The organism is Prevotella sp. MA2016 (genome assembly GCF_000619825.1).
GTDB lineage: Bacteria > Bacteroidota > Bacteroidia > Bacteroidales > Bacteroidaceae > Prevotella.
The window spans coordinates 145,341-170,889 of record NZ_JHUW01000011.1 but is presented as its reverse complement, the minus strand read 5'-3'; the positions used below and the strand labels follow the sequence as shown (position 1 = coordinate 170,889).

The window sequence follows — 25,549 nt, the reverse complement described above, 5'->3', positions numbered from 1 at the left end:
AATTAAAAAAGGCCCGTCGCTGTCGCGACGAGCCTTTTTATACTATATCTATAGGTATACGGCATTAAACCTCGCGACTTGTTAATCTCGAGCTCTGCCACCACCAATAGTTGTTCTGAATTCTATTCATATTCTATGTTGTCTTTGTAACATTTCGCCTGCAAAAGTAAGTATTTCATTTCAAACCGCCAAACATTTTCTAAACTTTTTATTAAAAAAGTAAGCAAATGTTGCTTTTTGCTTACATAATTTACCCTAACACTAAACCTATTATACCAAAAAGGTAAAGCAAGGTTAGTGTTAGGGTAGAGGGAAAATGGCCTTCTGCTTTGCAGTTGCTATTTACTTAATATCTCTTTGATAAAGCGAGGTGTGTAGCCGCGTTTACTTTTAGCTACTTGTTCGGGAGTGCCGGCACAGAGAATCTCGCCACCACCACGACCACCTTCGGGACCAATGTCGATAATCCAGTCGGCCTGTTTGATAACATCGAGATTGTGCTCGATGATAATAACTGTATTGCCGCGATCCACCAGTTGCTGCAGTACCTGCATCAGGATACGGATATCCTCGAAGTGCAGTCCTGTGGTGGGCTCGTCGAGTATATACATGGTTTTACCTGTATCGCGTTTGGAGAGTTCTGTGGCCAGTTTAATGCGCTGACTCTCGCCACCAGAGAGGGTGGTAGAGGGCTGTCCTAACTTGATGTAGCCTAGACCTACATCCTGTATGCTCTTGATTTTTCGCAGGATGTCGGGCACATTCTCAAAGAACTCCACGGCCTGGTTGATAGTCATGTCGAGTACGTCGGCTATCGACTTGCCTTTGTAGCGCACTTCCAGTGTTTCGCGGTTGTAGCGCTTGCCATGGCAATCCTCACAAGGAACCTGAATATCGGGCAGGAAATTCATCTCGATGGTCTTATAACCATTACCGCCACAGGTTTCGCATCGTCCGCCTTTGACGTTGAACGAGAATCGGCCCGGTTTGTAACCACGAATCTTAGCCTCGGGCAGGTTGACAAACAGTGATCGGATATCGGAGAATACCCCTGTGTAAGTGGCAGGGTTGGAACGAGGAGTGCGACCGATAGGACTCTGATCGACACTCACCACCTTATCTATCAGGTCGAGCCCCTCGATGCTCTCATAAGGCATAGGTCGTTTGAGCGAGCGATAGAAATGGTGCGACAGGATGGGTTGTAGCGTCTCGTTGATAAGCGTACTCTTACCCGAACCACTCACACCGGTTACCACGATGAGTTTGCCCAATGGAAATTCGGCATCGATATGCTTGAGGTTGTTACCCGTGCAGCCACGCAGCACCAGACTCTCTCCAGAGCCCTTGCGACGGTTGGTGCAGGCCATAGTGAGTGTGCCGTTAAGGTATTGCGCTGTAAGGGTATTGGTCTTGAGTAGTTCGGCGGGAGTGCCTTGGAACACCACCTCGCCACCTTTGCGACCGGCACGGGGACCGATATCCACAATGTAATCGGCACTACGCATCATATCCTCGTCGTGTTCTACTACAATTACCGTGTTGCCGATGTCGCGCAGTTCCTTGAGCGAGTTGATGAGCCGCTCGTTGTCGCGTTGGTGCAAGCCAATAGAAGGCTCGTCGAGAATATAAAGCACATTAACGAGTTGTGAACCAATCTGAGTGGCCAGTCGGATGCGCTGGCTCTCACCACCCGACAGTGTTGCCGACTGGCGGTTGAGCGACAGGTAGTCGAGACCTACATCGAGCAGGAAATCCAAGCGTGTCTTGATTTCTTTCAGAATCTCCTTGGCAATAGTAAATTCCTGTTTCGACAGTTTATCACCAATTTCCAAACGGTCGATCCACTGGCGCAGTTCTACCAGATCCATATTGGCCAGTTCGGCGATGTTACGACCACCGAACGTGTATGAGAGTGCCTCACGGTTGAGACGCTGACCGTGGCATTCAGGACAGGTGATCTCGGCCAGAAACTGGTCGGCCCATTTCTGTCCGGTCGATGAATCGTCGTTCTCCATCACTCCACGCAGGTATTTGATGATACCATCGAAGGATACGAAATAGTCGCTGGATGTGCGTACCAAGTCTTTGTCGATGCGCACGTCTTCGAGCGAACCATAAAGTAGTTCGGTCATGGCATCGTCAGGAATATCGCTGATGGGTGTATTTAAGTCGCAATCAAACTTCTTCAGAATGGCTTCTACCTGCCAGAAAATCATCTGATTCTTATATTTTCCTAATGGTACAATGCCGCCTTCGCGGATAGTGGCTGCTTTGTTAGGAATAACCTTTTCAAGGTCGATCTCATTGATGACGCCCAGTCCTTTACAGTGTGGGCAAGCGCCTTGAGGCGAGTTGAATGAGAAATTGTTTGGCGCAGGATCGCTATAGCTGATACCTGTGGTAGGGCACATCAGACGCTTAGAGAAATGCTTTAGCTCACCTGTATCCTGGTCGAGAATCATAATGAGTCCGTCGCCTTGCTTCATGGCGAGTGAGATCGACTTTTTAAGTCGTTCTTCGTCAGGTGTCTCAGGAACTTTCATGCGGTCTATCACCACTTCGATATCGTGATTCTTATATCGATCAACCTTCATTCCTTGGGTGATTTCCTTTAATTCGCCATCTACACGTATGTGCAGATAGCCTTTTCGGCGCATGCTTTCAAATAACTCGCGATAATGACCTTTACGGCTACGTACCAGTGGAGCCAGAATATAAATTTTGTGTCCTGCGTAATCTTCGCTAATCATTTCGAGCACACGCTCTTCGGTATAGCGTACCATTTCCTCACCCGTGGCAAAACTATAAGCACGGCCTGCGCGAGCAAATAGTAGTCGCATGTAGTCATAAATCTCTGTAGTAGTGCCTACGGTAGAGCGTGGATTCTTATTAGTAGTCTTCTGCTCAATACTGATTACTGGCGAAAGACCAGTGATTTTGTCAACGTCAGGGCGCTCCATCCCGCCCAGGAAGTTTCGGGCATAGGCCGAGAACGTTTCGATATATCGGCGCTGGCCTTCGGCAAAGATAGTGTCGAAAGCTAATGACGATTTACCGCTACCGCTCAGTCCTGTTATAACGGTGAGCGAGTTACGGGGTATCTCTACATCAATATTCTTAAGGTTGTGTACACGTGCACCATACACGTTTATCTTCTCATCTTCTCTGTTCATTTCCTCTTAGTAAGTTTACGTCTTTGCGGATGTTGTATGTCACATCATCAGTACCATGGGCTTTCACCAGCACAAAATACACACCAACTTTAGCATCGTGACCCTGATAGGTTCCATCCCATCCTTCAGCAGGGTCGTTCCATTCATAAAGCTTCTGTCCCCACCTATTATATATATATGCATGAAAGTCGGTGAGATTCTGGTATGTTTTGGCTTTGTATATGTCGTTATGACCATCACCGTTAGGGGTAAAGGCATTTGGCATAATAAGCTTGCTCTCATAGCCTGTTGTGGCTGTTGAGTCTGTTGTATCCAAATTGCTCTGTGCTGTGGCCGAATGCGACAAAAACAGTGTCAAAATGGTAAGAATTGTTTGTTTAAACATCATTTTTGCTCCTTTAAAGTGCAAAGTTACTAAAAAATTGATAATTGACAATTGATATTTGATATTTATTTAGTACTTTTGTACGCGAAATGACTAAATTTTGAAAATATGACGCGAGTTTTAAGATATTTTTTGTTCTTAGTCGCCCTCTGTCTGGCAGTTGGTGTGGCTTCTGCGCAAGAGAGTGATCAGATACGCGGAATGCATAAAGTGAAGAAGAAGGAAACCATCTTCGGCATATCGCGTATGTATGATATCACCATCGAGCAGCTGATGAAGGCTAACCCAGAGATGAATCAGCCTGGTTACGAACTGAAGAAGGGTGATGTGTTGAGAATACCATTTGCTGAAAAGATGGTGGCTCCAGCTAAGCCAAAAGAGATTGAGGTTGTGGAGACAGACGATGTGCGTAAGCGTGCTATCCGTCTGGGTGTGATGCTGCCATTACATAATGTGAATGGCGATGGTAAGCGCATGGTAGAATATTATCGCGGCGTACTGATGGCTTGCGATAGTTTGAAACAGCGCGGCTTGTCGATAGATATTCATACTTGGAACACTGCCGAAGATGGCGATATCAATCAGGTACTGAAAGATGAAGCTGCTGCAAAGTGTGACCTGATTATCGGACCTCTTTACTCAAAACAGATGCCTGCTTTGTCGGCTTTTGTTGAGAAGCACAAGATCAAGCTTTTGATTCCTTTCTCCATCAATGCGCCTCAGTTGGCTGAGAATAAGTATATTTACCAGGTATATCAGAGCCACATTACTCAAAACACGGCTACGATAGAGCATTTTGTAAAGGGTTTCAAAAACTACCATACAGTGATTATTGATTGTAATGACTCTACCAGTCAGAAGGGAGAGTTTACTACTGCATTACGTCGCCAATTGGAACAGCAGAAGATGACTTGCAATATCACTAACCTGAAGTCAGGTGAGGCCGATTTCTTAAAAGCTTTCAGCCGCACAAAGCCTAATGTGGTAATATTGAATACAGGTCGTTCGCCCGAGCTAGGTATTGCTTTCTCAAAACTGAAAAGTTTGAAGGTTGCAGAACCAGATTTGGCAATCACGATGTTTGGTTATACTGAGTGGCTGATGTACACCCGATCACACTTGGAGAACTTCTATAAGTTCAATACTTATATTCCCTCAGTATTCTACTATAATCCGCTGTCGGCATCTACCAAGCGCCTGCAGCAGAAGTTCCGTTGGAATTTCCATACCGACATGCAAAACAATTTGCCGCGCTTTGCGCTGACAGGTTTCGACCATGCTTATTTCTTCTTGATGGGCCTGCACCGCGAGGGGCGTAAGTTCTTAGGGGATGAGAGTAATCCAGAATATGTTCAGACACCTTTGCAGTTTGAGCGTTATGGTAATGGCGGTCTGCGTAATCGTACACAGTTGTTTGTTCATTATACCCGCGATAACCGGGTTGAAACTATCAAGTTCTAAAGAATGGGGGATGTAAAGATGATAAAGCGAATATTTGTAATTTTTTCATTTTTCCATTTTTGTATTGCAACGGCAGTAGCTCAGGTTGGTGAATATCGCAACGACTTAGCTGTAGGAGTGAATGGTGGATATGTGATGAGTAGTGTGTCATTCGTTCCAAAAGTACCTCAATCTATGTTAGGTGGAATAACAGGTGGTATCACGGCTCGTTATACTTGCGAGAAATATTTTAGCAGTATTTGTGCAGTAACGGCAGAGTTGAATTTCGCTCAGATTGGTTGGGAGGAAAAGATCTGGGACATGAACGATCAATATGTCCCACTTCATACTGATCCATCGCAGAATTTGGCTTATCAGCGTAAGATGACTTATGTGCAGATTCCATTGTTGGCACGGCTTGGATGGGGACGTGAGCGTAATGGCTTTCAAGCATTCATTCATCTGGGCCCGCAGATAGGATTCTATTTGAACGATAAGGTAGATAGCAATTTTGACGTGCATGATCCTGCTTTTAATCCTGCTATAGAAAAAGGCCAGTTTGGCCCCGACTATAAATATGGTAGTTTGCGAGCTTCGCATGTGGTGGCACAAGATACGATGGCTATCGAGAATAAATTCGACTATGGTATTGCAGTAGGTGCTGGACTTGAATTCAGTAACTCTCGCTTTGGCCATTTCATGATAGAAGGTCGTTATTATTATGGCTTAGGTAATATTTATGGCAACACAAAACGCGACTATTTTTCACGTTCCAATTTCGGAAATATCGTTATCAAGTGTACTTATCTGTTTGACATCATCAGAACAAAGAATTCTAAAATCAAATAATAATTAATTATGTTCGAAAATCAACCCAAAGGTTTATTTGCGTTGGCTTTGGCCAACACTGGCGAGCGTTTCGGTTATTACACCATGCTGGCCGTATTTGCATTGTTTTTGAGAGCTAACTATGGTTTGGATGCTGGATGGGCTGGCGAAATCTATAGCGATTTCCTGATGCTCGTTTACTTTCTTCCTATTGTAGGAGGTTGGATGGCTGATCGTTTCGGTTTCGGTCGTATGGTCACCATCGGCATCATGATTATGTTTGCTGGTTATGTACTGTTGTCCATACCTCTTGGCGGCGACACATTCGCACTGATTGTGATGCTGCTGGCACTGGTATTGATAGGCTTTGGTACCGGACTGTTTAAAGGTAACCTCCAGGTAATGGTGGGCGACCTGTATAACGATCCACAGTATGCCAACAAGCGCGATGCAGGTTTTTCTCTGTTCTACATGGCTATCAACATTGGTGCGCTGTTTGCACCCACAGCAGCTGTGCGCATCATGGAGTGGGCTCAGCAGAATCTGGGTACATCGGTTAATGATTCTTACCACTTTGCTTTTGCTGTGGCATGCGCTTCGCTTATTCTGTCGATAGCTATCTATTATGCCTTCCGTGGCACATTCCGTCATGTTGAGGGTGGTAAGGGCAAGGCTGACAAGGCGCAGGCTGCCAGCAATGAGCCTGAGCTAAGCAAGGAAGAAACAACTCAGCGTGTGGTTGCTCTCTGCTTGGTTTTTGCTGTGGTAATCTTCTTCTGGATGGCTTTCCATCAGAATGGTCTGTCACTCACATACTTTGCTGACGAGTTTACCGCAAAGTCGGCTACAGGTGTAGATACCATGCCATTCGATGTGTTTAACCTGGTGCTGATTATCTTCGTCGTTTATGGCGGTTTCTCACTCTTCCAGAGCAAGACATCAAAAGGCAAGGGCATCTCTGCAGGTGTTATCGTAGTGGCGCTCGCCATTCTTGCCTACAAGTATTCACAGGCTACTGGCGAGGTGGCTATTTCTGCTCCTATTTTCCAGCAGTTCAACCCCTTCTATGTAGTGGCACTCACCCCATTCTCTATGGCCTTGTTTGCTGGTTTGGCTTCTAAGGGCAAGGAGCCTACTCCTCCACGTAAGATTGCTTATGGTATGCTGGTAGCAGCTTCGGCATTTATTCTGATGATGCTTGCATCGCAGGGATTGCTCACGCCTAACGAGCAGAAAGTTGCTGGTGAGGCAGGTACATTTGTTTCTCCTTACTGGCTGATTAGCACTTATCTGATTCTTACTTTTGGTGAGTTGTTGCTCAGCCCAATGGGAATCTCTTTTGTATCAAAGGTGGCTCCTCCAAAGCTCAAGGGATTGATGATGGGTGGTTGGTTTGTATCTACCGCCATTGGTAATAAGTTGGTAGGTGTAGGTGGTTACCTTTGGGGCGACATCGACCTCACTATTGTTTGGGGCGTGTTTATCGCAGTGTGTGTGATTGCTGCTCTGTTCATGTTTGCTATGATGAAGCGTCTCGAAAAGGTTTGCTAAATGATATCATTTATCCCATTCATAGTACTGATAGTACTCATTACATGTTGCGTTGCCGTATTTGGCAACGCAACTTTAGATGGTGCCAGTCAGGTGTCGTTATTGGCGGCATCGGCTGTTAGTGTGTTAATAGGCCATTTCTCCAAACGACTTGAATGGGAGAATCTTGAAAAAGAGATAACGGATAAGATAGCCAGCTGTACGCCGGCTATCATTATCCTGTTGTTAATCGGAGCCATCGGTGGAACCTGGATGGTTTCAGGCATCGTGCCTACGATGATTTACTATGGCATGCAGATTATCCGCCCCGAGGTATTCTTGGTGAGCAGTAGTGTGCTGTGTGCACTGGTGAGTTTGATGATAGGTTCATCATGGACTACCGTTGCAACTATCGGTGTGGCACTGATGGGTATCGGCAAGGCACATGGTTTTGATGATGGTTGGATTGCTGGTTCTATCATCACAGGTGCTTATTTTGGTGATAAGTTGTCGCCATTGAGCGATACTACTGTGTTGGCTTCGAGTGTATCGGGTACGCCGTTGTTTACGCATATCCGTTATATGCTTTATACCACGGTGCCTTCGTTCTTGGTATCGCTTTCTATCTTCCTGATTGCAGGACTGATGATGAACGTATCGGGTCATGGCAATGTGCAGGAGTTTATGGACGGCTTGCAGCATACGTTTGTGATTTCACCTTGGCTATTGGTAGTACCAGTACTTACTGGTGTGATGATAGCTCGTCGTTGGCCGTCTATGGTGGTGCTTTTCTTGGCGATATTGTTGGCATGCATCGTTGGATTGTTAGTACAACCAGAATTAGTGCGCCAGATATCAGGGCACGACGGTTTTTTGTCGTCGTATAAAGGTATGATGCAGGTTTGTTATGGCAGTACGAACATCGAAACAGGTGTGCCGATGCTTAATGAATTGGTGCATACGAGTGGTATGGGTGGAATGATGCCAACAATCTGGCTGATTATCTGTGCGCAGACATTTGGTGGTGCGCTGACAGCTACAGGACAGTTGGCTGACCTGATGAAACTTGTGCTGCGATGGGTACGTGGTACGGCTTCGCTGGTTGCTTCGACCGTTGGTACCTCGTTATTCTGCAATATCGCGATGGCCGATCAGTATCTGTCAATCATGCTGGCCAGTTCCATGTTTAAGGATGTATATAAGAAAGGTGGTTATGAGGCCCGCCTTTTGAGCCGTAGTTGTGAAGATGGTGCAACCGTTACCTCGGTACTGGTGCCTTGGAATACTTGCGGACTCACTCAAAGCACAGTTCTTGGTGTGGCTACGCTTACCTATCTGCCATATTGTTTCTTCAATATCTTGTCGCCTATCACCAGTATTCTTGTGGCAGGACTTGGTTGGAAAATCAAACGTAAATGATACTTAGTCTGCTGTTATCGGGATTCTTGACGTTTGTAGAGTTGAACTGCGAGAACTTTTTCAACTATACACACGATACAGGTAAGCAGGATACAGAGTTCCTTCCAGAATCAGAGAGACACTGGTCGTCAAAGCGTTATTGGCGTAAACTGAACATGGTAGCGCAGGAACTGCTTTCGTGCTCAGTTGAAGGTGATGGAATCCCCGACTTAGTAGCGCTTTGTGAAGTAGAGAACGATTCTGTGATGTATGATTTTACGCATCGTTCGCTGCTGCGTAATGCTGGCTATCAGTATTTGGTTACCTCATCGCCTGATGAGCGCGGGATAGACGTGGCATTGCTTTATGCTCCAGCATCGTTTGCGCCTATTCACAGTCATGCCATTCGTGTGAATCCTATCGAAGGCATGCGTGCTACACGTGATATTCTGTATGTTTGTGGCGAAACTGTTTCAGGTGATACACTGCATGTGTTTGTGGTGCATCAGCCTAGTAAATTTGGGGGCGAGAAACACAGTAGGCCATTCCGTCAGGCTGTGGCTCAGCGAGTTTGTGAATCGGTAGATTCTATTCGTGCAGTTTCGCCAGATGCTAAACTGATAGTTGCTGGCGACTTTAATGATGGTGCCGTTAGTCCTAGTCTTTTTGTGTATGAACAACATGGTTTGGTGAATTTAACCAAACAAGCACAGGGTGAAAATGGTGTTCGTGGCACCTATCGTTACAAAGGCGAGTGGGAGAGCATCGATCATATCTTAGGCAGTTCGTCTATCATGAATAAAGTAGATACAGCTTTTATTCATGCGCCACAGTTTTTGTTAGAAGAGGATACCAGATATGGTGGGTATCGCCCACGAAGAACATACGTTGGGCCTCGCTATCAAGGCGGCTTTAGCGATCATTTGCCGTTAGTGGTCCGACTTATTTTCTAATATTCGGCAATTGCAGTCCGTAATGTTTTCTCTTGTCTACTAACAGTATGGCAATCGCAGTTACGGCTGCTCCCAAAGCTGTGAATCCGAATATCAGCATTGATGTGGTATAGCTTGGATCTGTTTCGTTAGCTCTACCAACACACATTGGAATAACAGCACGCCCGAAGTTCTGTATGAAGAATATCATAGAGTAGGCAGTACCTAAACATTTCAGCGGTATAATCTTTGGTACACATGGCCACAAAGCAGCAGGTGCCAACGAATAGCCTACACTGAGTATTACCATCAGTGCAATAGCAAAAGCTCCTCCGTCATTTCCAAAAGCGGCAGGTATGGGAAGCGCGAATCCAAAGTGTACGGCAGTAAGCATGAGTGCGCCTGTAATCACTAAGGTCACGCCTTTACCATATCGGTCGTAAATCAAACCAAACAATGGTGTCATCAGAATGGTTCCGAAGGGGGCGATTGATGAGAAGAAACCTGCGATGTCTGGATCAACACCGTATTTCATTACCATCAGTTTGGTAGAGAACTTGAGAAATGGCGATACAGCTGAATAGAATAGCACACAGAACAGTGTGATAAGCCAGAAACCTGGATTACGAAGTGTTACAATAATATCGGAAAAATGAAATTTGTCTTCTGATGGAGGATTATTATAACTATCCACTCTACATTGTCCACTGTCATCTAATTTGCGGTCCATCAAGCAGAATACCAAGAATGCGAGTAGGCCGATGCACAAGAATACCAGCGAGATTAATAGTGGCATGGAGAGTGTGTAGTGGCGGGCAATGGGGGCTGAGATGCTGAGGGCTGCTGCTGTGCCCAGACGAGCCATCGCTAACTGTATGCCCATGGCCAAGGCCAGCTCATGACCAGTGAACCAACGTACCATTGCTTTTGAAACACTGATACCCGTCATCTCATAGCCTACACCGAATATCGCAAAGCCTAAGGATGCCCAAACAGCCGAAGCGGGCAATTGATAATCTAGGAATGCGATTGGCTCATTTCCAAATTCGGCTGATACGGCATAATACTTGATGAGTGTGCCAAAAGCCATCAGACTGCAGGCTAATGTGCCTGTAAATCGGATGCCCATCTTATCGAGAATCAAACCCGAAATAAAGAGCATCAACAGAAATACATTGATAAAACTACCTGCCCCTGAGAAGAAACCATAGTCGGCAGGTGTCCAGCCCAAACCGCCCTGTTCCTTGGGCAGTTCGAGTATGGTTTCCAATGGCGACATCACGTCATTAACGAAATAGCCCATCATCATGGCTGTTGCCACGATGATGAGCACTGTCCATCTCGCAATAGGCGAGTCGTTAAGTTGTTGACGGATTACCGCTGTCATACATTACTTTTTCTTCACAGGGTCACAGGTCAAACCGCATCCCAGCTTCTTGAATATCTTGCGATCAACCTCGCTGAGCATCACGGTGGTGTGCACCTGACAGCCACGCAACTTGGGTAACTGTTCCAAAGCCTTGCGGCAGTTTTCGTCGTCGTTCGACAAAACGCTCAGGGCTACTAGTACCTCATCGGTATGAAGGCGTGGATTCTTACCACCCAGGTATTCAATCTTAGTCTTCTGCACAGGTTCAATCAGACTCTGTGGAATGAGCTTGGCCTCATGATCAATCTCTGCCAGATGCTTGGTAGCATTGAGTAGCAGTGCGGCACTGCAACCCAGCAGTGGCGATGATTTGGCGGTGATGATGGTACCATCTTCCAACTCGATTGCTGCTGACTGCTGACCTGTTTCCAGCTTCTTCTCGTAAGCAGCTGTGGTAACAGGACGGAAAGCAGTGGTAATCTTTGCTTGGTTGAAGAGCATACGAATCTTGTTTACCTCACTCTCGTTATCGGCTCCATCGGCCATCTTGTTGGTGGCATCGTAGAATCGGCGGATAATCTCATCTTTCGAAGCCTTGCAGCACACCTCATCATCGCTGATGCAGAATCCGATCATGTTCACACCCATATCTGTGGGTGACTTGTAAGGATTCTCGCCATAGATACCCTCGAAGAGAGCATTCAGTACAGGGAAGATCTCAATGTCGCGATTGTAGTTAACTGCTGTTTTATTGTATGCCTCCAGATGGAAGGGGTCGATCATGTTCACATCGTTCAGGTCGGCAGTAGCTGCTTCGTAGGCGATGTTTACAGGATGCTTCAATGGTAAGTTCCATACGGGGAATGTCTCAAATTTAGCATATCCGGCACGTATTCCACGCTTATTCTCATTGTAAAGCTGGCTCAGGCAGGTAGCCATTTTACCGCTACCAGGTCCAGGAGCAGTTACGATGACCAGCGGGCGTGAGGTCTCTACATAATCGTTTTTGCCAAAACCCTCATCACTGGCAATCAGTTCCACATTGTGTGGATAACCGTCGATGGGATAGTGGATATACGATTTGATGCCTTCGCGCTCCAGACGATGACGGAACTGATCGGCAGCATGCTGACCGTTGTAGTGGGTGATAACCACACTACCCACCATGAAATTGCGGCTCATAAACTCATCACGAAGGCGCAGCACATCTTCATCGTAGGTAATACCCAGGTCGGCGCGTACCTTATTCTTCTCAATGTCCTCAGCGCTTACAACGATGACAATCTCGATACTGTCGCGCAACTGTCCCAGCATACGCAGTTTACTGTCGGGCTTGAAACCTGGCAGTACGCGTGATGCATGGTGGTCGTCGAACAGTTTGCCACCTAACTCCATATAGAGCTTACCATCGAACTGAGCGATGCGTTCCTTGATATGCTCAGACTGAATCTTGAGATATTTGTCGTTATCGAAACCTATTTTCATATTTATTCTGTAATGTTTGGAAGTTCAAGACCAAGACCTTTCTTCTTATCTACTACCTTCAGAACAAAGCCCAATACCAGGGCTGCAACGCCGAGCGATGCCAGCATAACCAGCGGAGCTGTATAGTTGAACTGAGTTGGATCGGTTACGCCAGGATTAGTCTGGTCAAGCACCTTACCGATGAGTAGTGGGAACAGCCAAAGACCGATGTTCTGAATCCAGAAAATCAGTGCATAGGCCGAACCAATAACCTTGGCATCAACCAACTTGGGCACTGAAGGCCAGAGCGATGCTGGAACGAGTGAGAACGAAGCTCCCAGTACCAGAATCGTGGTGTAGGCAATGATGATACCACCTACGGCATTGCCCTTGAACATTGGCAGAACGAAAGCAAAGGTGAGGTGACAGGCAATCAAGAGGATAGAACCTAAAACGAGCATAGTTGCTGCCTTACCGTGGTGGTCAAGATAGCTACCCAGGATTGGAGTAATGAGCACTGCCAGCAGTGGGAATACAGCAAAAATACTCTCGGCCGACTGGCGCATGAAACCCATATAGCAATAGGTGATAAGTGCAACGATTGAAAGAGCCAACAAACCGAATCGAAGGTTAGCTTTCTTCTGGAAGTTAGAAGCAAAACCAGCAGCTGCCACGATGAGCATGATGACATACTGAACGATGGTCACATCAGGCTGTGCCCAGAAAGAGTTAGCATCAGGAGCAGTCAGTGTGAGGTTGCACTGCAGCATGTTTACAGCATACTTCTGGAATGGGAAGATAGCTGAATAATACAGCACGCAGAGCAGGGCAACAATCCAGAAACCGGCATCGGTAAGAATCTTACCCAGGTCGCTGATTTTGAAAGGATCGTCTTTCTCCTCAGCCTCGCCAGTCTGTGCATCCAGTTTCTGGTCCATGAAGAAATAAACGATGGTCATGATGAGTGCGATACACATCAGTACCACACCGAAAGCTACTGAACGACTTACAGAAACCTCGCCACCCAAACGGGCAAAGAAAGGTGAGAAAATCATACAGGTGGCAACACCCAGGCGGGCAAGTGCCATCTCTGAACCCATAGCCAATGCCATTTCACGACCTTTGAACCACTTTACGATTCCACGACTCACGGTGATTCCTGCCATCTCGCAGCCACAACCGAAGATCATGAATCCGCAGGCTGCAAACTTGGCTGATGCAGGCATGCCCTCATAGAAGGGTGACACGCCCAGTTCGTCGAATACGGGGATATAATTCAGATTATTATTGAACCACGCTTCTAGTCCGGTTCCCATGAAGCTCTCGCTAACGGCATACCATTTCACACAGGCACCTACCACCATTACGGCAGCTGAAAGTACAGCAGTGAAACGAACGCCCATCTTATCGAGGATGATACCTGCGAAGATGAGGAAGAACACGAACACGTTGAGGAACACCTCAGATCCCTGCATGGTACCGAATGCTGTTGAGTCCCAACCACGAGTCTCCTGCATCAGGTCCTTGATAGGTGATAGGATGTCCATGAAGATATAGGCACAGAACATAGCCAGTGCCAGGAGTAAAAGTGCGGTCCAGCGCATACCGGCGCTATCGCGCAATGTTTTTTGAATTGCTTGAGTCATTATTTCTATTTTTTAATTCTTCAATTTTTTAATTCTCCTTCAGCCAACGATCCAGCCAGTTGAAGAAGGTGCGCTGCCACAGCACGCCGTTCTGTGGTTTCAGTACCCAGTGGTTCTCATCAGGGAAGATGAGCAACTCGGCAGGAATACCCTTCATGCGGGCAGCATTGAAGGCCGACATGCCCTGAGTGGCGTTGATACGATAGTCCTTCTCGCCATGAATCACGAGGATAGGAGTATCCCACTTGTCAACAAACTGGTGAGGAGAGTTTTTGTATGTCTTGTCGGCACGGGCTGTGCGATCTTTGTTCCAATAGGCATCATCGTACTCAAAGTTAGAGAACCAGTTCTCCTCGGTTTCAGTGTACATAGCCTCGAGGTTGAAAGCACCATCGTGAGAGATAAATGCTTTGAATCGTTTGTCGTGATTACCTGCCAGATAGTAAACTGAGAAACCACCGAACGAAGCACCTACGGCACCCAGGTGATCCTTGTCAACATAAGGCAAATTGTTGGCAGCATCATCGATAGCAGCCAGATAGTCCTTCATGCACTGACCAGTCCAATCGCCAGAGATCTCCTCCAGCCATTCCTGTCCGAATCCAGGCAGTCCACGACGGTTAGGTGCTACTACTACATAGCCCTGCGATGCCATAATCATGAAATTCCAACGATAGCTCCAGAACTGTGATACTGGGCTCTGAGGACCGCCCTCGCAGAACAGCAGGGTGGGGTACTTTTTGTTCTCGTCGAAGTTTGGTGGTAGAATCACCCATACAAGCATCTGTTTGCCATCGCTAGTGTTCACCCAGCGCTGCTGAACGGTTGGCTTAGCCAACTGATCCAGAATGTGTTTGTTCTCGAAAGTGAGCTGTTTGGCCTGTGTCTTCTCAGGCTTCTTGAAGTTTGGGGTAACGATATACAAATCGGCAGGTGATGTGTAGTTATGACGCTCCATCAGCAGCTGCTTACCATTGTTCATCAGGTGGATAGAACCAAAGTCGTCCCAGGTATTAGTAAGCTGCTTCAGTTCACCTTTCCAGTTCACTGCATAGAGGTTGATGGTAGCATGCCATACGCCAATGAAGTAGATCATCACGTCCTTATTGTCGCTCCATACAAAGTCCTCAACGCCAGAGTCGAAGCTCTCTGTTACATATTTCTTCTCACCAGTAGCCAGATTGTAAACACACAGACGCAGGCGGTCGGCCTCATAGCCATCGCGCTCCATCGAGGTCCAAGCTACATACTTTCCATCGGGCGAGAACTTTGGATTCTGGTCGTAACCTACGTTGTTCTTCAGATTCTCCTTGGCGTTCACGCTCTGGAATTTCAGCGTTTTGGTTGGATCAACCTTTGGTGCCTTATAATCGGCAGGCTTACAGAGATTCTTAGTTTCGCGCGTACCTATTATATATAAATAGATATCAGAGTCGGTAGAGATAGAATACTCCAGACCAGTCTTCTTGCGGCAGGTATAAGCAATCGACTTAGAGTCAGGTGCCCAGTCCAACTGCTCGATACCACCGAATGGCTCCATAGGGCACTCGTATGGCTCACCCTCCAGGATGTCAATACCATCCTTGATGCCATCTTCGGTTACATCAGCTACGAAGGGGTGCTGGATTGACTCTACATAGTGATCCCAGTGACGATACATAAGATCGGTAACCAGTCGTCCTGTTGCCTTTGGAAGGTCTGATGGGTTTTTCTTGATAATCTCATTGAATTCGAGTGAGTGGAGCAGAATCACCTTCTTGCCATCTGGAGAGAACTTGAAACCCTCGATGTCTTTTGAAGTCTTCGAAATCTGCTTGCGATCAGAACCATCAGGGTTCATAGTCCACAGCTGTCCTCCACTCAGAAAGGCAATCTTACCATTATACCAGGTTGGATCACTTTCACTCTTGCTACCAGTAGTCAAGGTAGTATTGCCAGTTCCATCGGCATTGATGATGGCAATCTTCTGCTGACTCTTGTTGGCTTTTACGCTGTAGTAGCCAATCTGGTAAACAATCTGCTTACCGTCTGCCGATGCTTCAGCAGCACCTACGCGTCCCATAGCCCAAAGTGCTTCGGGTGTCATGAGATTGCTGCTCAGCTTGATATTTTGTTTTCCTATTTTCACTGTTTCTTCAGCTTTTGCTGGATTAGCTAACATTGCTAGTCCCAGTAGAATTACTAAATATTTCTTCATTTTTATCTTTTTTGTTGGTTCATTCTTTGTTTTTGCAACTCTTCTGCCTGCTTTTGCATAGCCTCCAGACGGGCTGCCAGTCCAGATGTCTTCTTGTTGGGATTGTTCTTGTTCTCCTTATACTTAGCCTCCAGAATGGCGAGCAGCTTCTCGTCGTTGGTAGTCTTGCGGAGTGTCCACATGATGGCTGCTGAGAAGAACAGTGAGATAAAGTAGTAGAAGTTCAAACCTGATGAATAGTCGTTGAACATGAAGAAGAACATCACTGGCATCAAATACATCATCCACTGCATCATCTTCATCTGCTCAGCCTGCTGACCCACCATCTGGTCGCGCTGCTGGCGCATGGTCATGTAGCTGTAGAGCACGTTGGCTACACAGAACAGAATACATGTAAGCGACAAGTGATCGCCGATACCCCATATCTGTGTGCCCCATTCGATGATAGGGTCGTAAGTTGAAAGGTCGCTAATCCACAGGAACGACTCGCGGCGCAGCTGGATCGCGTTAGGCACGAAGAAGAACATCGCCATCCAGATTGGGAACTGAATCAGCATTGGCAGACAGCCGCCAAGTGGCGATACGCCATACTGCGAATAGAGCTGCATCATGGCCTGTTGTTTCTTCATCTGATCCTCGGGCTTGTCATACTGCTTGGTAGCCTCGTCGAGTTTGGGTTTCAGCACGCGCATCTTAGCTGATGACATATAACTCTTCTTCACCATAGGGAAGGTGATCACCTTGAGCAAGAGGGTGATAAGAATAAGCACGATGCCCATTGAGAAGCCCCAAGAGGTGAGCCAGTCGAATACATAGATAGTAAACCAGCGGTTAATCCAGCGCACTAACCACCATCCCAAGTTAACCAGTTGCTCCAAATCGAGGTCCTTGCCAAATGTGCTCTGCTGTTCCACATCCTTAATCAGGCGGAAGTCGTTAGGACCGATATACATCTCAAACTCGGTTGCCTTGGCACCTGTGGGGTCGAAGGCTGTTTTCAGTTTGGCGTTAAACTGCTTCAGATAACCAGATCCCTTCTTCTGAGGAACGCTTGTGAGCAGCGAATTAGCAGCAAACTCGTCCTTAGCAATCAGAGCTGCTGAGAAGAATTGGTTCTTGAAAGCCACCCAGTCTAATGCTTCATCAATATTCTCGTCGATCTTTTCTGAAGTCTCGTTCAGATAGTCTGTTCCGCCATTTTTCTCTTTGTAGGTAACTGATGTATAACGGTTTTCGAAAGTAAATCCTTTCTCCTGCTGGCGGGCCAGATCTGTCCACTCGATATCCATCTGCTGGTAGTTGGGCGCAAACATGCCCTGCAAGCCATTGGCCTTAATGTTGAAGTGTAGCATGTAATCCTTACCCAGCGTGTAATTCAATTCGATGCTACCGCCATTGCCTGCCTGTGCAGTCATGGTGAGCGTCGAATCTGTTACATTGGATGGTGTAAAGAATAAATCTTTGGTAATGATGTTCTCCGATTTTCCTGCCAGCATAAAGTTCATCTGCTGGGTCTTCTCATCGAAGAGGGTTACATCCATACCATCTTCCAGATTCTCGAATCCTTTGATGACGGCTTTAGCCAGTGTACCGCCTTTTGTGTTAAAAGTTAGCTCAACCTTGTCGTTCTTCAGAACAACTGGTTGATTCTTGCCATTGAGAGCGGCATAGAACAGTGCTGTTGTGTCACCCTGAGCAGCCGCTTCAGCCTGTGCCTTACGTGCAGCCGCTTCAGCCTGCTGCTTTTTGGCTGCATTTTGTTTCATCGCTGTAGCAATGCTGTCTTGTTTTCTCGCTGCTTCGATCTCCTCTTTTGATGGCTGATTGTACCAGCTGAAGCCGATAAGTACCAGCGCAATGAGGGCAAAGCCGATAATTGTGTCTCTATTCATTTTATTTTGCTTTTTTATTAATGTACGCGTAAATCAAGGTGCAAAATTACGAAAAAAATGCGAAAAGAATGCAATCTATGGCCAAAAAATTGTATCTTTGCACCAGATATGAGAAAAGTAGCATTATTATTTGCAGTATTTGGAATGCTTAGCGCCTATGCTGCACAACCAAAAGATACATTAGACGGACGCTTTTATCGCCTGTTTGCACCTGTCACTTTCTATCATAATGTAGCCAATAAGTCACTTTCTATTTTGCAGGATTCTGTTGAGCAGGATCCTGTTGCTGACGCTATTGATGCAGCCTTGTTGCATGTTTATTTAAACCGCCCTGATTTGGTGAATACTACCGAGTCTGAGTTGCAAAAAACTGGAAATATCCGTAGAGACGTAGATAATCCTTTTAAAAATCAAGTTAAACTGGTTGAGAAAGTTGAAGGCCCAGTTATAGATACGCCAGATGATGTGCCTACAACGATACTGGTTCAGAAACCCGACTTCTGGACTAAGAAAGGTGATGGCTATCTGCAGTTTATGCAGAACTATGTCAGCGGCAACTGGTCTAAAGGAGGTGAGAGTAACTACTCGATGGTAGGCGCGCTGACGCTTGAAGCCAATTATGATAATAGAAACAAGTGGAAGTGGGATAATAAGTTGGAGATGAAGCTAGGTTTCCTTCGTTCTCGCACCGACACGGTTCATAAGTTCAAGTCCAATGAAGACCTGATTCGTTTCACTAGTAAGGTTGGATTGCAGGCCGCCAAGAATTGGTACTACACTTTCCAGATGTTGGCATATACACAGTTTACGCAAGGTTTAAAGTCGAACGACAGTATCATTTACTCTGATTTCGGTTCGCCTTTTAATTTGAACTTTGGTCTTGGTATGGATTATAAACTTGCTACCAAGGATAAGAAATTGTCGGGAACAGTCAACCTTTCGCCTATTGCTATCAACTATCGTTATGTTGACCGTTTGTCCCTCGCAGAGAACTTTGGCTTGAAAAAAGGTAAACATTCGTTAGTCGACTTAGGTTCTCAGCTTACAGCTGATATAAGTTGGAAAATTAACGATGTGATTACATGGAAGTCGCGCCTCTATGCATTCACATCGTATAAGCGTACAGAGATAGAGTGGGAAAACACTTTCGCTCTGCGTGTGTCCAAATATATCTCGGCCAATCTGTTCCTCTTCCCCCGTTTCGACGATACTGGCAAGAAGGATGATGACTTAGGATACCTCCAGTTCAAGGAGTATAGCTCGATTGGCTTCTCTTACGGATTTTAGTTCTCAGTCATTTCTCCCTCGATATAGAGGCGAGTCATTTCTACTACGCCGTTGGTACGGATAGTGATTGACTTCTTGAAGTGGCCGGGGAACTTGCCAGCACCGTTGTAGGTTACTTTTATCTCGCCTTTCTCGCCTGGCTTGATGGGATCCTTGGTGTACTCAGGTACGGTGCAGCCGCAGCTAGCCACAGCCTGATTGATTACTAATGGCTTTTCGCCTACGTTGGTATAGGTGAAAGTGTAAGTCACAACAGGATTCTTTTCTGAGAAACTACCAAAATCATGTGTCAGTTTGTCGAACTTGATTTCAGCAGGTTTTTGGGCCAATGCGGCTGTCAGACCGCATACCATCATCAAAGCTATCAATGCAATCTTTTTCATCTTTATTTGTCGTTTAAATAATTAAATCAGTGCAAAGTTACTATAAAAATATGAATTAAAGACGAAGAATTAAGAAATATGTTTGTCTATTATCAATTTTTTATGTAATTTTGCACCTTAAATGAATAAATAGCAATTAAATATGTACAGAACAAAGACTTGTGGAGAGCTTCGGCTCCAGGATGCCGGTAGTGTTGTAACACTGGCCGGATGGGTACAGCGAAGTCGTAAGATGGGAGGAATGACCTTCGTTGATCTTCGCGATCGTTACGGTTTGACTCAGCTTGTTTTCAATGAGGCTGACGATGCAGAACTCTGCGAGCGTGCTAATAAGCTTGGTCGTGAATTTTGTATTCAGATTAAAGGTGAGGTGAGTGAGCGCCAGAGCAAGAATCCCAAGATGCCTACTGGCGATATCGAGATTCTGGTAAAAGAATTGAATGTGCTGAGCGAGAGTCTTACTCCTCCGTTCACAATCGAAGATAATACTGATGGCGGTGATGATATTCGTATGAAGTATCGCTATCTTGACCTGCGTCGTGCAGCTGTTCGTAAGAATCTTGAGTTGCGTCATCGTATGACCATCCTGATTCGTAACTTCCTCGATGCTAAGAACTTTATCGAGGTTGAGACACCTATCCTGATTGGATCTACTCCTGAGGGTGCTCGCGACTTCGTGGTTCCTTCACGTATGAATCCTGGTCAGTTCTATGCACTGCCACAGTCGCCACAGACACTGAAGCAGTTGCTGATGGTTTCTGGTTTCGATCGTTACTTCCAGATTGCCAAGTGCTTCCGTGATGAGGACCTGCGTGCCGACCGTCAGCCTGAGTTTACACAGATCGACTGCGAAATGTCGTTTGTTGATCAGGAGGATGTTCTTCAGATCTTTGAGGATTTGGCTCGTCATCTCTTTAAAGAGGTACGTGGCATTGAACTTCCTGCACTTCAGCGAATGACTTGGCATGAGGCTATGCGTCGCTTCGGTAGCGATAAGCCCGATTTGCGTTTCGGTATGGAGTTCGTTGAACTGATGGATCAGCTCAAGGGAACAGGCACCTTCCCCGTATTCAACGAGGCTACTTATATTGGTGGTATCTGCGTGCCTGGTTGCGCTAACTACTCTCGCAAGCAGCTTGATGAACTCACAGAGTTTGTAAAGCGTCCTCAGGTAGGTGCTAAGGGTTTGGTTTATGTTAAGTTTAATGAGGATGGCACTGTTAAGTCATCTATTGATAAATTCTATACACCAGAAGTCTGGGCTAAGGTTAAGGAGGCTATGGGCGCTAAGGATGGCGACCTTGTTTTGATTCTCAGTGGTGATAATGCCAATAAGACGCGTGTTCAGCTTTGTACACTCCGTTTGGAGATGGGCGATCGTCTTGGATTGCGTGACAAAGATAAGTTTGTTTGCTTGTGGATTGTTGACTTCCCTCTCTTTGAGTGGAGCGATGAAGAGCAGCGCCTGATGGCTACCCACCATCCGTTCACAATGCCTAATCCTGACGATATCCCTCTGCTTGATACTGATCCTGCCAAGGTTCGTGCCGTAGCTTACGATTTCGTTTGCAATGGTGTCGAAGTTGGTGGCGGTTCTCTTCGTATTCACGATGGTAAGCTTCAGGAAAAGATGTTCCAGATTCTTGGCTTTACTCCTGAGCGCGCCATGGCTCAGTTTGGCTTCCTTATCAATGCCTTCAAGTACGGAGCGCCCCCTCATGCTGGTTTGGCTTTCGGTCTTGATCGTTTTGTTAGTTTGATGGCAGGTCTTGATAGCATCCGTGACTGTATTGCATTCCCAAAGAATAACAGCGGTAGAGATGTGATGCTTGATGCACCTGGTGAGCTGGATCAGAAACAGCTTGATGAGTTGAACTTGCAGGTTGATATACGTCAAGAATAATTACATTTTGCTAAAAAATCCTAAATGCCAGTAAGTTGTCTTAAATAAAAGCGGTATTTTTGCATTCGAAAATTAACAGGAGTTTTACACTTCAAATAGAGTATTAATTTTTTAGAACTATGGCAGAAAAGAAAGCAACAGCTAAGAAGGCTACTGAGACAAAGGCAGCCGCAGCTAAGAAGACAACCGTAAAGAAAACCGCAGCTCCTAAAGCAGCTGCAAAGGCAGTTCTCGCAATCAACGCTGAGAATGTAGGTTTTAAGGCAGGTGATGTATATCAGGCACTTGCTGCAGCAGGTAAGGCTCTCGCCGTAAAGGAGATTGCAAAGGCTGCTAAGATTTCTGAGGAGGAGACTCTTCTCGGTTTGGGTTGGCTCTTCAAAGAGGGCAAACTCGCTAATGAAGGTGACAAAGTTACATTGGCATAAGCCATTTAACGAATGATAAAGAAAGGTCGGTAATAGCTTTTACCGACCTTTTTTAAACGAATATAATGACATACGATAAGCAGATATTGAGCATACTTACCAGCGTGGGAGATAAGGGCATCAGCGTTATGCAGATGTCCAAGCATGTGTATAATATGAATTTGAGTTTTTTCTATACACCCGACCTCAATGAAATCCGTGCTTATGTGCAGCAGTATCTGCTTAAGAATTCTAAATCATCACAGTCGTTGATTGAATCTACGGGGCGTCGTGGTTATTATCGCTTGAATACCCAGAACAATCCCGATGCCCGTCAGCTGATGTTAGAATTCGGCAATTCTTTGTAAACAGCTTTGTATAGCTCAAGCAGTTGCTTGGCGGTATGCTGCCATGAAAACAATTGGGCTCTTTTCAGTCCAATAGCTTTTTGTGCATTGTAGTATTCCTCGTCAAGCTCCAGTTGTAGCATCTTTTCTGCAATTTCGTCAGGGTTTTCCGGGTTGATGAGAATGGCGTCATCTCCTCCAATCTCCGGCATTGATGATGTATTTGATGTGATGACAGGTGTGCCGCAAGCCATAGCTTCAAGTAGAGGAATACCAAAACTTTCTCTGAGTGAAGTATATAGAAAAGCAAAGGCACTGTTATAGATATATGGCAAGTCGCTGTTTACGATATATCCTGGCATAACGATGTTCTGCCTGATATTCTCAATGTGGTTTCTTTCAATAATGCCATCTAGGTATGCCTGATCCAGGTCTGCCATCAGCAATTTGCGTTTTACAGTCGATTCTTTGAGGTATTTGGAATATGCCACCAAAGTACGTTCTGTATTCTTCTTGGGGTCGGTATTTCCCAGGAAGAAAAAATAGCCAGGTTTGTCTATGTATGATTGATAGATGTCTGCCACATCCCTTAAAGGCTTGAACCATTCATTATATCCGTTATAAATCATGGCCATTCTGCTTTCTGGGATATGCAGTTTATTTATGATGTTCTGCTTCTCAAAGTTGGACACCGTAATGATTCGCCGACATTTCTCAAGGATTTTTGGCACCACTTTGCGCCTATATAGCCATCCCAGGTTCTGGTAAATGGATTTGTTATTTTTGTCGCGTGGCTCCAGAAATATGATGTCATGCAGTGTCAGGATGAGTGGTATATCGCAGAATATCGGTGCCGTGTTACTAGTACAATGTAGTATGTCCAGATTGTATTTCTTTACAGCTTTTGGCAGTGTAATTTGCTCCCATACAGGATAGAAACTTTCTCCAATCACTATGATATGCACATTCTTAGAATCTTTTAGGCATCTGTCAATACCAGGTGCTACAAAAACAAAGTATTCATTTTGGGTATCAATCTTTTGCAGTTCTCTGATCTCTTGCAGAACCACATAGTCCATACCGTGCTTATTCCTTCGGAATACCCTTTGTGCTTCGATGCCTATTCTCATATCTGTTTGATTACTTTTGCTGGTACACCTGCTACGAGAGAGTGGGGTGGAACATCCTTTGTTACTACGGCTCCTGCTGCTATTACGCTATGTGTGCCGATTGTTATGCCTGGCAGAATCACAGCATTGGTTCCAATCCATACGTCATCTTCAATCGTTACGGGATTAGTTCTTACACCTTGTTCGTCTATCCGTTTGCCTGCGTCGCTGAAGTTGTGGTTTAGTGCTGTAACAGTAATGCCTTGTGCCAAGTTTACGTGGCTACCTATTTTTACCGGACCAATAATGGTGTTGTGCAAGCCTATTCTGGTATAGTCGCCAATCTCCACATCACCTACTGCATTATTGATACAGGCAAATGATTCTACTACCGAATAGTTGCCAATTGAGAATTTTCGATAGGGTGGCGTGTCCATTCTTACAGAATGATGAATCACAGCGTGTTTCCCTCGGTGCTGGTATAATGGTGCCAATAATCTGACAAACCAACGTGGTCTTGTTTCCACTTGGTTCATGATTACCCAGTCAATGAGTTTTTTTAACTTTGGGTTATCTTTCAATTTAGCTCTTACGCTTTCGTTGTCCATCACTTTCTATCAGCGTCTTCCATTGTTCTGCAATCACGTTGGCATTGAATCGTTGCGAAATCATGATAGCTTCATTCGATTTTAGTTGCCACTCCATGGTAGTGGCATCTTGCAGTCTTCTTGACAGGTCATCCGCATCCCCACTCTTAAAGTACATGCCGAAGTCGCCTAAAATTTCCTTGCTTGATGGCAGGTCCGACGAAATAACAGGCAGTCCGTGAGCCATCGCTTGTACCAGCACCAGTCCAAAGTCTTTCCATCTCGAACTCGATACATAGACGCTGGCTTGCGAATAGAACATCTGTATATCCTCTGTAAATGGGTGAATCTTTATCCTTTTTGTTAGGTTTCGCTCCTCTATCATCTGCACTAACGCCTTTTTCTCCGAACCATCTCCAACAATGTCCAGATACCAATCTTCATTATGTTGTGCAAACTTCTCGAAGGCTTTAATCAACAGGTCGAACCCCTTATGCTGAGGCAATAGTCGGCCTACAGCCAAGAAACGTTTGTTTTTTCCTGTTGATGGCGCTCCGGGCTTGATAGTTAGCGGATTTGGAATCACAAACGGCGAGAATCCATAGGCATGATAATACATTTCAGAGTCCTGCAAGTATAGTAGCACCGTCTCATCCAGTTTCTGCAACTGGCGGCCGTAGTGATATTTCAGTTCTGTTCTTAAGTAAGGCGATGCCTCTCTTATGAAAGCATTGAATGAGTTGTAAATCCAGCCAATGGCTTTTACGTTACCTAAATCCCTTTTGATAGTGGCCAGTCGCATGGATAGATATGAGTTTACCGCAATAATCGTGTCAAATTGGCCTTCTTTCAGAATCTTAACCACAGCCTCTCTCTTCTGTCTTGGGAAAGAGCTGTGTGCATATAAGTCAGATGTGATAGGTGTTTTGGGCAGAACGTTTTTGTACAGGTGGCTATAAACGTTGTATAACATGCTTTTCCATTTTCCGGTCTCAGGAAAGTGGGTAAACAATACTTTTACGGGATAGTCTTTCAAACCATACATAGATAAGTCTTGTTGCTCTGGTGCTTCAAAACTTACAATGGTCACATCATAACATTTTGATAGCTCCTCAGCGATCACGGCTGTCACTCTCTGCATGCCACCCGATTTAAAAATGCTATCTGTAATAAAACAAATCCTCTTCATATGTGTAAAAGCCAAATATCGTTGACAAAATTACAAAATTATTTGGATTTTCCAAAATTTTCTGATTTATTTCTCAAAAAAAA

At 45.5% G+C, this 25,549-nt stretch carries 19 protein-coding genes and 1 pseudogene; 9 read left to right on the top strand and 11 right to left on the bottom strand.

Annotated features, from left to right (window positions below; translation table 11 throughout):
- Positions 1–338: 338 nt before the first annotated feature.
- Complete coding sequence (uvrA, locus tag T360_RS0109470) at positions 339–3,173, bottom strand: excinuclease ABC subunit UvrA (protein ID WP_028912570.1); 2,835 nt, start codon at positions 3,171–3,173, stop codon at positions 339–341.
- Positions 3,157–3,453 (bottom strand): annotated as a pseudogene (locus T360_RS0109465) (gliding motility-associated C-terminal domain-containing protein); the annotation flags it as partial. The gene uvrA and the pseudogene T360_RS0109465, both read right to left, overlap by 17 nt.
- A gap of 213 nt (positions 3,454–3,666) precedes the next feature.
- Between T360_RS0109465 and T360_RS0109460 the strand changes: the two are divergent.
- From T360_RS0109460 to T360_RS0109440, 5 genes are read left to right on the top strand one after another with little or no spacing between them, the layout of a single operon-like run.
- On the top strand, positions 3,667–5,019 hold the full coding sequence (locus tag T360_RS0109460; RefSeq protein ID WP_028912568.1) for a LysM peptidoglycan-binding domain-containing protein: 1,353 nt from the start codon (positions 3,667–3,669) through the stop codon (positions 5,017–5,019).
- An 18-nt stretch (positions 5,020–5,037) separates the two neighbouring features.
- Positions 5,038–5,847, top strand: coding sequence for a porin family protein (locus tag T360_RS0109455; RefSeq protein ID WP_028912567.1), 810 nt, complete (start codon positions 5,038–5,040; stop codon positions 5,845–5,847).
- A 9-nt stretch (positions 5,848–5,856) separates the two neighbouring features.
- Positions 5,857–7,377, top strand: a complete 1,521-nt coding sequence (locus T360_RS0109450) for a peptide MFS transporter (RefSeq protein WP_028912566.1) — start codon at positions 5,857–5,859, stop codon at positions 7,375–7,377.
- Positions 7,378–8,775, top strand: a complete 1,398-nt coding sequence (locus T360_RS0109445) for a Na+/H+ antiporter NhaC family protein (RefSeq protein ID WP_028912565.1) — start codon at positions 7,378–7,380, stop codon at positions 8,773–8,775.
- A complete protein-coding gene (locus tag T360_RS0109440) occupies positions 8,772–9,707 on the top strand; it encodes an endonuclease/exonuclease/phosphatase family protein (RefSeq protein ID WP_028912564.1) in 936 nt (311 codons plus the stop codon). Before T360_RS0109445 ends, T360_RS0109440 begins: the two co-directional genes overlap by 4 nt.
- Here T360_RS0109440 and T360_RS0109435 read toward each other — a convergent pair.
- From T360_RS0109435 to yidC, 5 genes are read right to left on the bottom strand one after another with little or no spacing between them, the layout of a single operon-like run.
- Complete coding sequence (locus T360_RS0109435; protein WP_028912563.1) at positions 9,697–11,073, bottom strand: nitrate/nitrite transporter; 1,377 nt, start codon at positions 11,071–11,073, stop codon at positions 9,697–9,699. The genes T360_RS0109440 and T360_RS0109435 overlap by 11 nt on opposite strands.
- A 3-nt stretch (positions 11,074–11,076) precedes the next feature.
- Positions 11,077–12,540, bottom strand: a complete 1,464-nt coding sequence (locus T360_RS0109430; protein WP_028912562.1) for a DUF1846 domain-containing protein — start codon at positions 12,538–12,540, stop codon at positions 11,077–11,079.
- A 2-nt stretch (positions 12,541–12,542) separates the two neighbouring features.
- Positions 12,543–14,165 carry an MFS transporter gene (locus tag T360_RS0109425; RefSeq protein ID WP_028912561.1) on the bottom strand — a complete coding sequence of 541 codons (1,623 nt, stop codon included), beginning with the start codon at positions 14,163–14,165 and terminating at the stop codon, positions 12,543–12,545.
- 28 nt (positions 14,166–14,193) lie between these two features.
- Complete coding sequence (locus T360_RS0109420) at positions 14,194–16,362, bottom strand: S9 family peptidase (RefSeq protein ID WP_028912560.1); 2,169 nt, start codon at positions 16,360–16,362, stop codon at positions 14,194–14,196.
- Positions 16,363–16,364: 2 nt separating this feature from the next.
- On the bottom strand, positions 16,365–18,254 hold the full coding sequence (yidC, locus tag T360_RS0109415) for a membrane protein insertase YidC (RefSeq protein WP_028912559.1): 1,890 nt from the start codon (positions 18,252–18,254) through the stop codon (positions 16,365–16,367).
- 108 nt (positions 18,255–18,362) lie between these two features.
- Between yidC and T360_RS0109410 the strand changes: the two genes are divergently transcribed.
- Positions 18,363–19,541 carry a DUF3078 domain-containing protein gene (locus tag T360_RS0109410; protein ID WP_028912558.1) on the top strand — a complete coding sequence of 393 codons (1,179 nt, stop codon included), beginning with the start codon at positions 18,363–18,365 and terminating at the stop codon, positions 19,539–19,541.
- Here the strand turns inward: T360_RS0109410 and T360_RS0109405 are convergent.
- Positions 19,538–19,924, bottom strand: a complete 387-nt coding sequence (locus T360_RS0109405) for a DUF1573 domain-containing protein (RefSeq protein ID WP_028912557.1) — start codon at positions 19,922–19,924, stop codon at positions 19,538–19,540. The genes T360_RS0109410 and T360_RS0109405 overlap by 4 nt on opposite strands.
- 142 nt (positions 19,925–20,066) lie before the next feature.
- Between T360_RS0109405 and aspS the strand changes: the two genes are divergently transcribed.
- From aspS to T360_RS15085, 3 genes are all read left to right on the top strand, one after another.
- Positions 20,067–21,827, top strand: a complete 1,761-nt coding sequence (gene aspS, locus T360_RS0109400; RefSeq protein ID WP_028912556.1) for an aspartate--tRNA ligase — start codon at positions 20,067–20,069, stop codon at positions 21,825–21,827.
- A 119-nt stretch (positions 21,828–21,946) separates the two neighbouring features.
- Positions 21,947–22,255, top strand: a complete 309-nt coding sequence (locus T360_RS0109395; RefSeq protein ID WP_028912555.1) for a winged helix-turn-helix domain-containing protein — start codon at positions 21,947–21,949, stop codon at positions 22,253–22,255.
- A 65-nt stretch (positions 22,256–22,320) separates the two neighbouring features.
- On the top strand, positions 22,321–22,602 hold the full coding sequence (locus T360_RS15085; protein ID WP_051523499.1) for a hypothetical protein: 282 nt from the start codon (positions 22,321–22,323) through the stop codon (positions 22,600–22,602).
- Here the strand turns inward: T360_RS15085 and T360_RS0109385 are convergent.
- Genes T360_RS0109385 through T360_RS15080 form a run of 3 tightly spaced genes read right to left on the bottom strand, consistent with a single transcriptional unit; the run spans position 22,569 to position 25,466 of the window.
- Positions 22,569–23,711 (bottom strand): glycosyltransferase family 1 protein, encoded by a 1,143-nt coding sequence (locus tag T360_RS0109385; RefSeq protein ID WP_028912554.1) that lies wholly within the window; start codon positions 23,709–23,711, stop codon positions 22,569–22,571. The genes T360_RS15085 and T360_RS0109385 overlap by 34 nt on opposite strands.
- The gene (locus tag T360_RS0109380; protein WP_028912553.1) at positions 23,708–24,298 is read right to left on the bottom strand and encodes a DapH/DapD/GlmU-related protein; all 591 of its coding nucleotides are present in this window, start codon (positions 24,296–24,298) and stop codon (positions 23,708–23,710) included. Before T360_RS0109380 ends, T360_RS0109385 begins: the two co-directional genes overlap by 4 nt.
- Positions 24,273–25,466: a glycosyltransferase gene (locus T360_RS15080; protein ID WP_051523498.1), complete on the bottom strand. Its 1,194-nt coding sequence runs from the start codon at positions 25,464–25,466 to the stop codon at positions 24,273–24,275. The genes T360_RS0109380 and T360_RS15080 overlap by 26 nt, the downstream gene beginning before the upstream one ends.
- Positions 25,467–25,549 lie beyond the last annotated feature (83 nt).

Coding starts and splice junctions, on each gene's coding strand:
- T360_RS0109435 (WP_028912563.1), bottom strand. CDS start 11,073: ATGACAGCGGTAATCCGTCAACAACTTAACGACTCGCCTATTGCGAGA.
- T360_RS0109455 (WP_028912567.1), top strand. CDS start 5,038: ATGATAAAGCGAATATTTGTAATTTTTTCATTTTTCCATTTTTGTATT.
- T360_RS0109420 (WP_028912560.1), bottom strand. CDS start 16,362: ATGAAGAAATATTTAGTAATTCTACTGGGACTAGCAATGTTAGCTAAT.
- T360_RS0109445 (WP_028912565.1), top strand. CDS start 7,378: ATGATATCATTTATCCCATTCATAGTACTGATAGTACTCATTACATGT.
- uvrA (WP_028912570.1), bottom strand. CDS start 3,173: ATGAACAGAGAAGATGAGAAGATAAACGTGTATGGTGCACGTGTACAC.
- T360_RS0109440 (WP_028912564.1), top strand. CDS start 8,772: ATGATACTTAGTCTGCTGTTATCGGGATTCTTGACGTTTGTAGAGTTG.
- T360_RS0109450 (WP_028912566.1), top strand. CDS start 5,857: ATGTTCGAAAATCAACCCAAAGGTTTATTTGCGTTGGCTTTGGCCAAC.
- T360_RS0109405 (WP_028912557.1), bottom strand. CDS start 19,924: ATGAAAAAGATTGCATTGATAGCTTTGATGATGGTATGCGGTCTGACA.
- yidC (WP_028912559.1), bottom strand. CDS start 18,254: ATGAATAGAGACACAATTATCGGCTTTGCCCTCATTGCGCTGGTACTT.
- T360_RS15080 (WP_051523498.1), bottom strand. CDS start 25,466: ATGAAGAGGATTTGTTTTATTACAGATAGCATTTTTAAATCGGGTGGC.
- T360_RS0109410 (WP_028912558.1), top strand. CDS start 18,363: ATGAGAAAAGTAGCATTATTATTTGCAGTATTTGGAATGCTTAGCGCC.
- T360_RS0109380 (WP_028912553.1), bottom strand. CDS start 24,298: ATGGACAACGAAAGCGTAAGAGCTAAATTGAAAGATAACCCAAAGTTA.
- T360_RS0109430 (WP_028912562.1), bottom strand. CDS start 12,540: ATGAAAATAGGTTTCGATAACGACAAATATCTCAAGATTCAGTCTGAG.
- T360_RS0109385 (WP_028912554.1), bottom strand. CDS start 23,711: ATGAGAATAGGCATCGAAGCACAAAGGGTATTCCGAAGGAATAAGCAC.
- T360_RS15085 (WP_051523499.1), top strand. CDS start 22,321: ATGACATACGATAAGCAGATATTGAGCATACTTACCAGCGTGGGAGAT.
- aspS (WP_028912556.1), top strand. CDS start 20,067: ATGTACAGAACAAAGACTTGTGGAGAGCTTCGGCTCCAGGATGCCGGT.
- T360_RS0109460 (WP_028912568.1), top strand. CDS start 3,667: ATGACGCGAGTTTTAAGATATTTTTTGTTCTTAGTCGCCCTCTGTCTG.
- T360_RS0109395 (WP_028912555.1), top strand. CDS start 21,947: ATGGCAGAAAAGAAAGCAACAGCTAAGAAGGCTACTGAGACAAAGGCA.
- T360_RS0109425 (WP_028912561.1), bottom strand. CDS start 14,165: ATGACTCAAGCAATTCAAAAAACATTGCGCGATAGCGCCGGTATGCGC.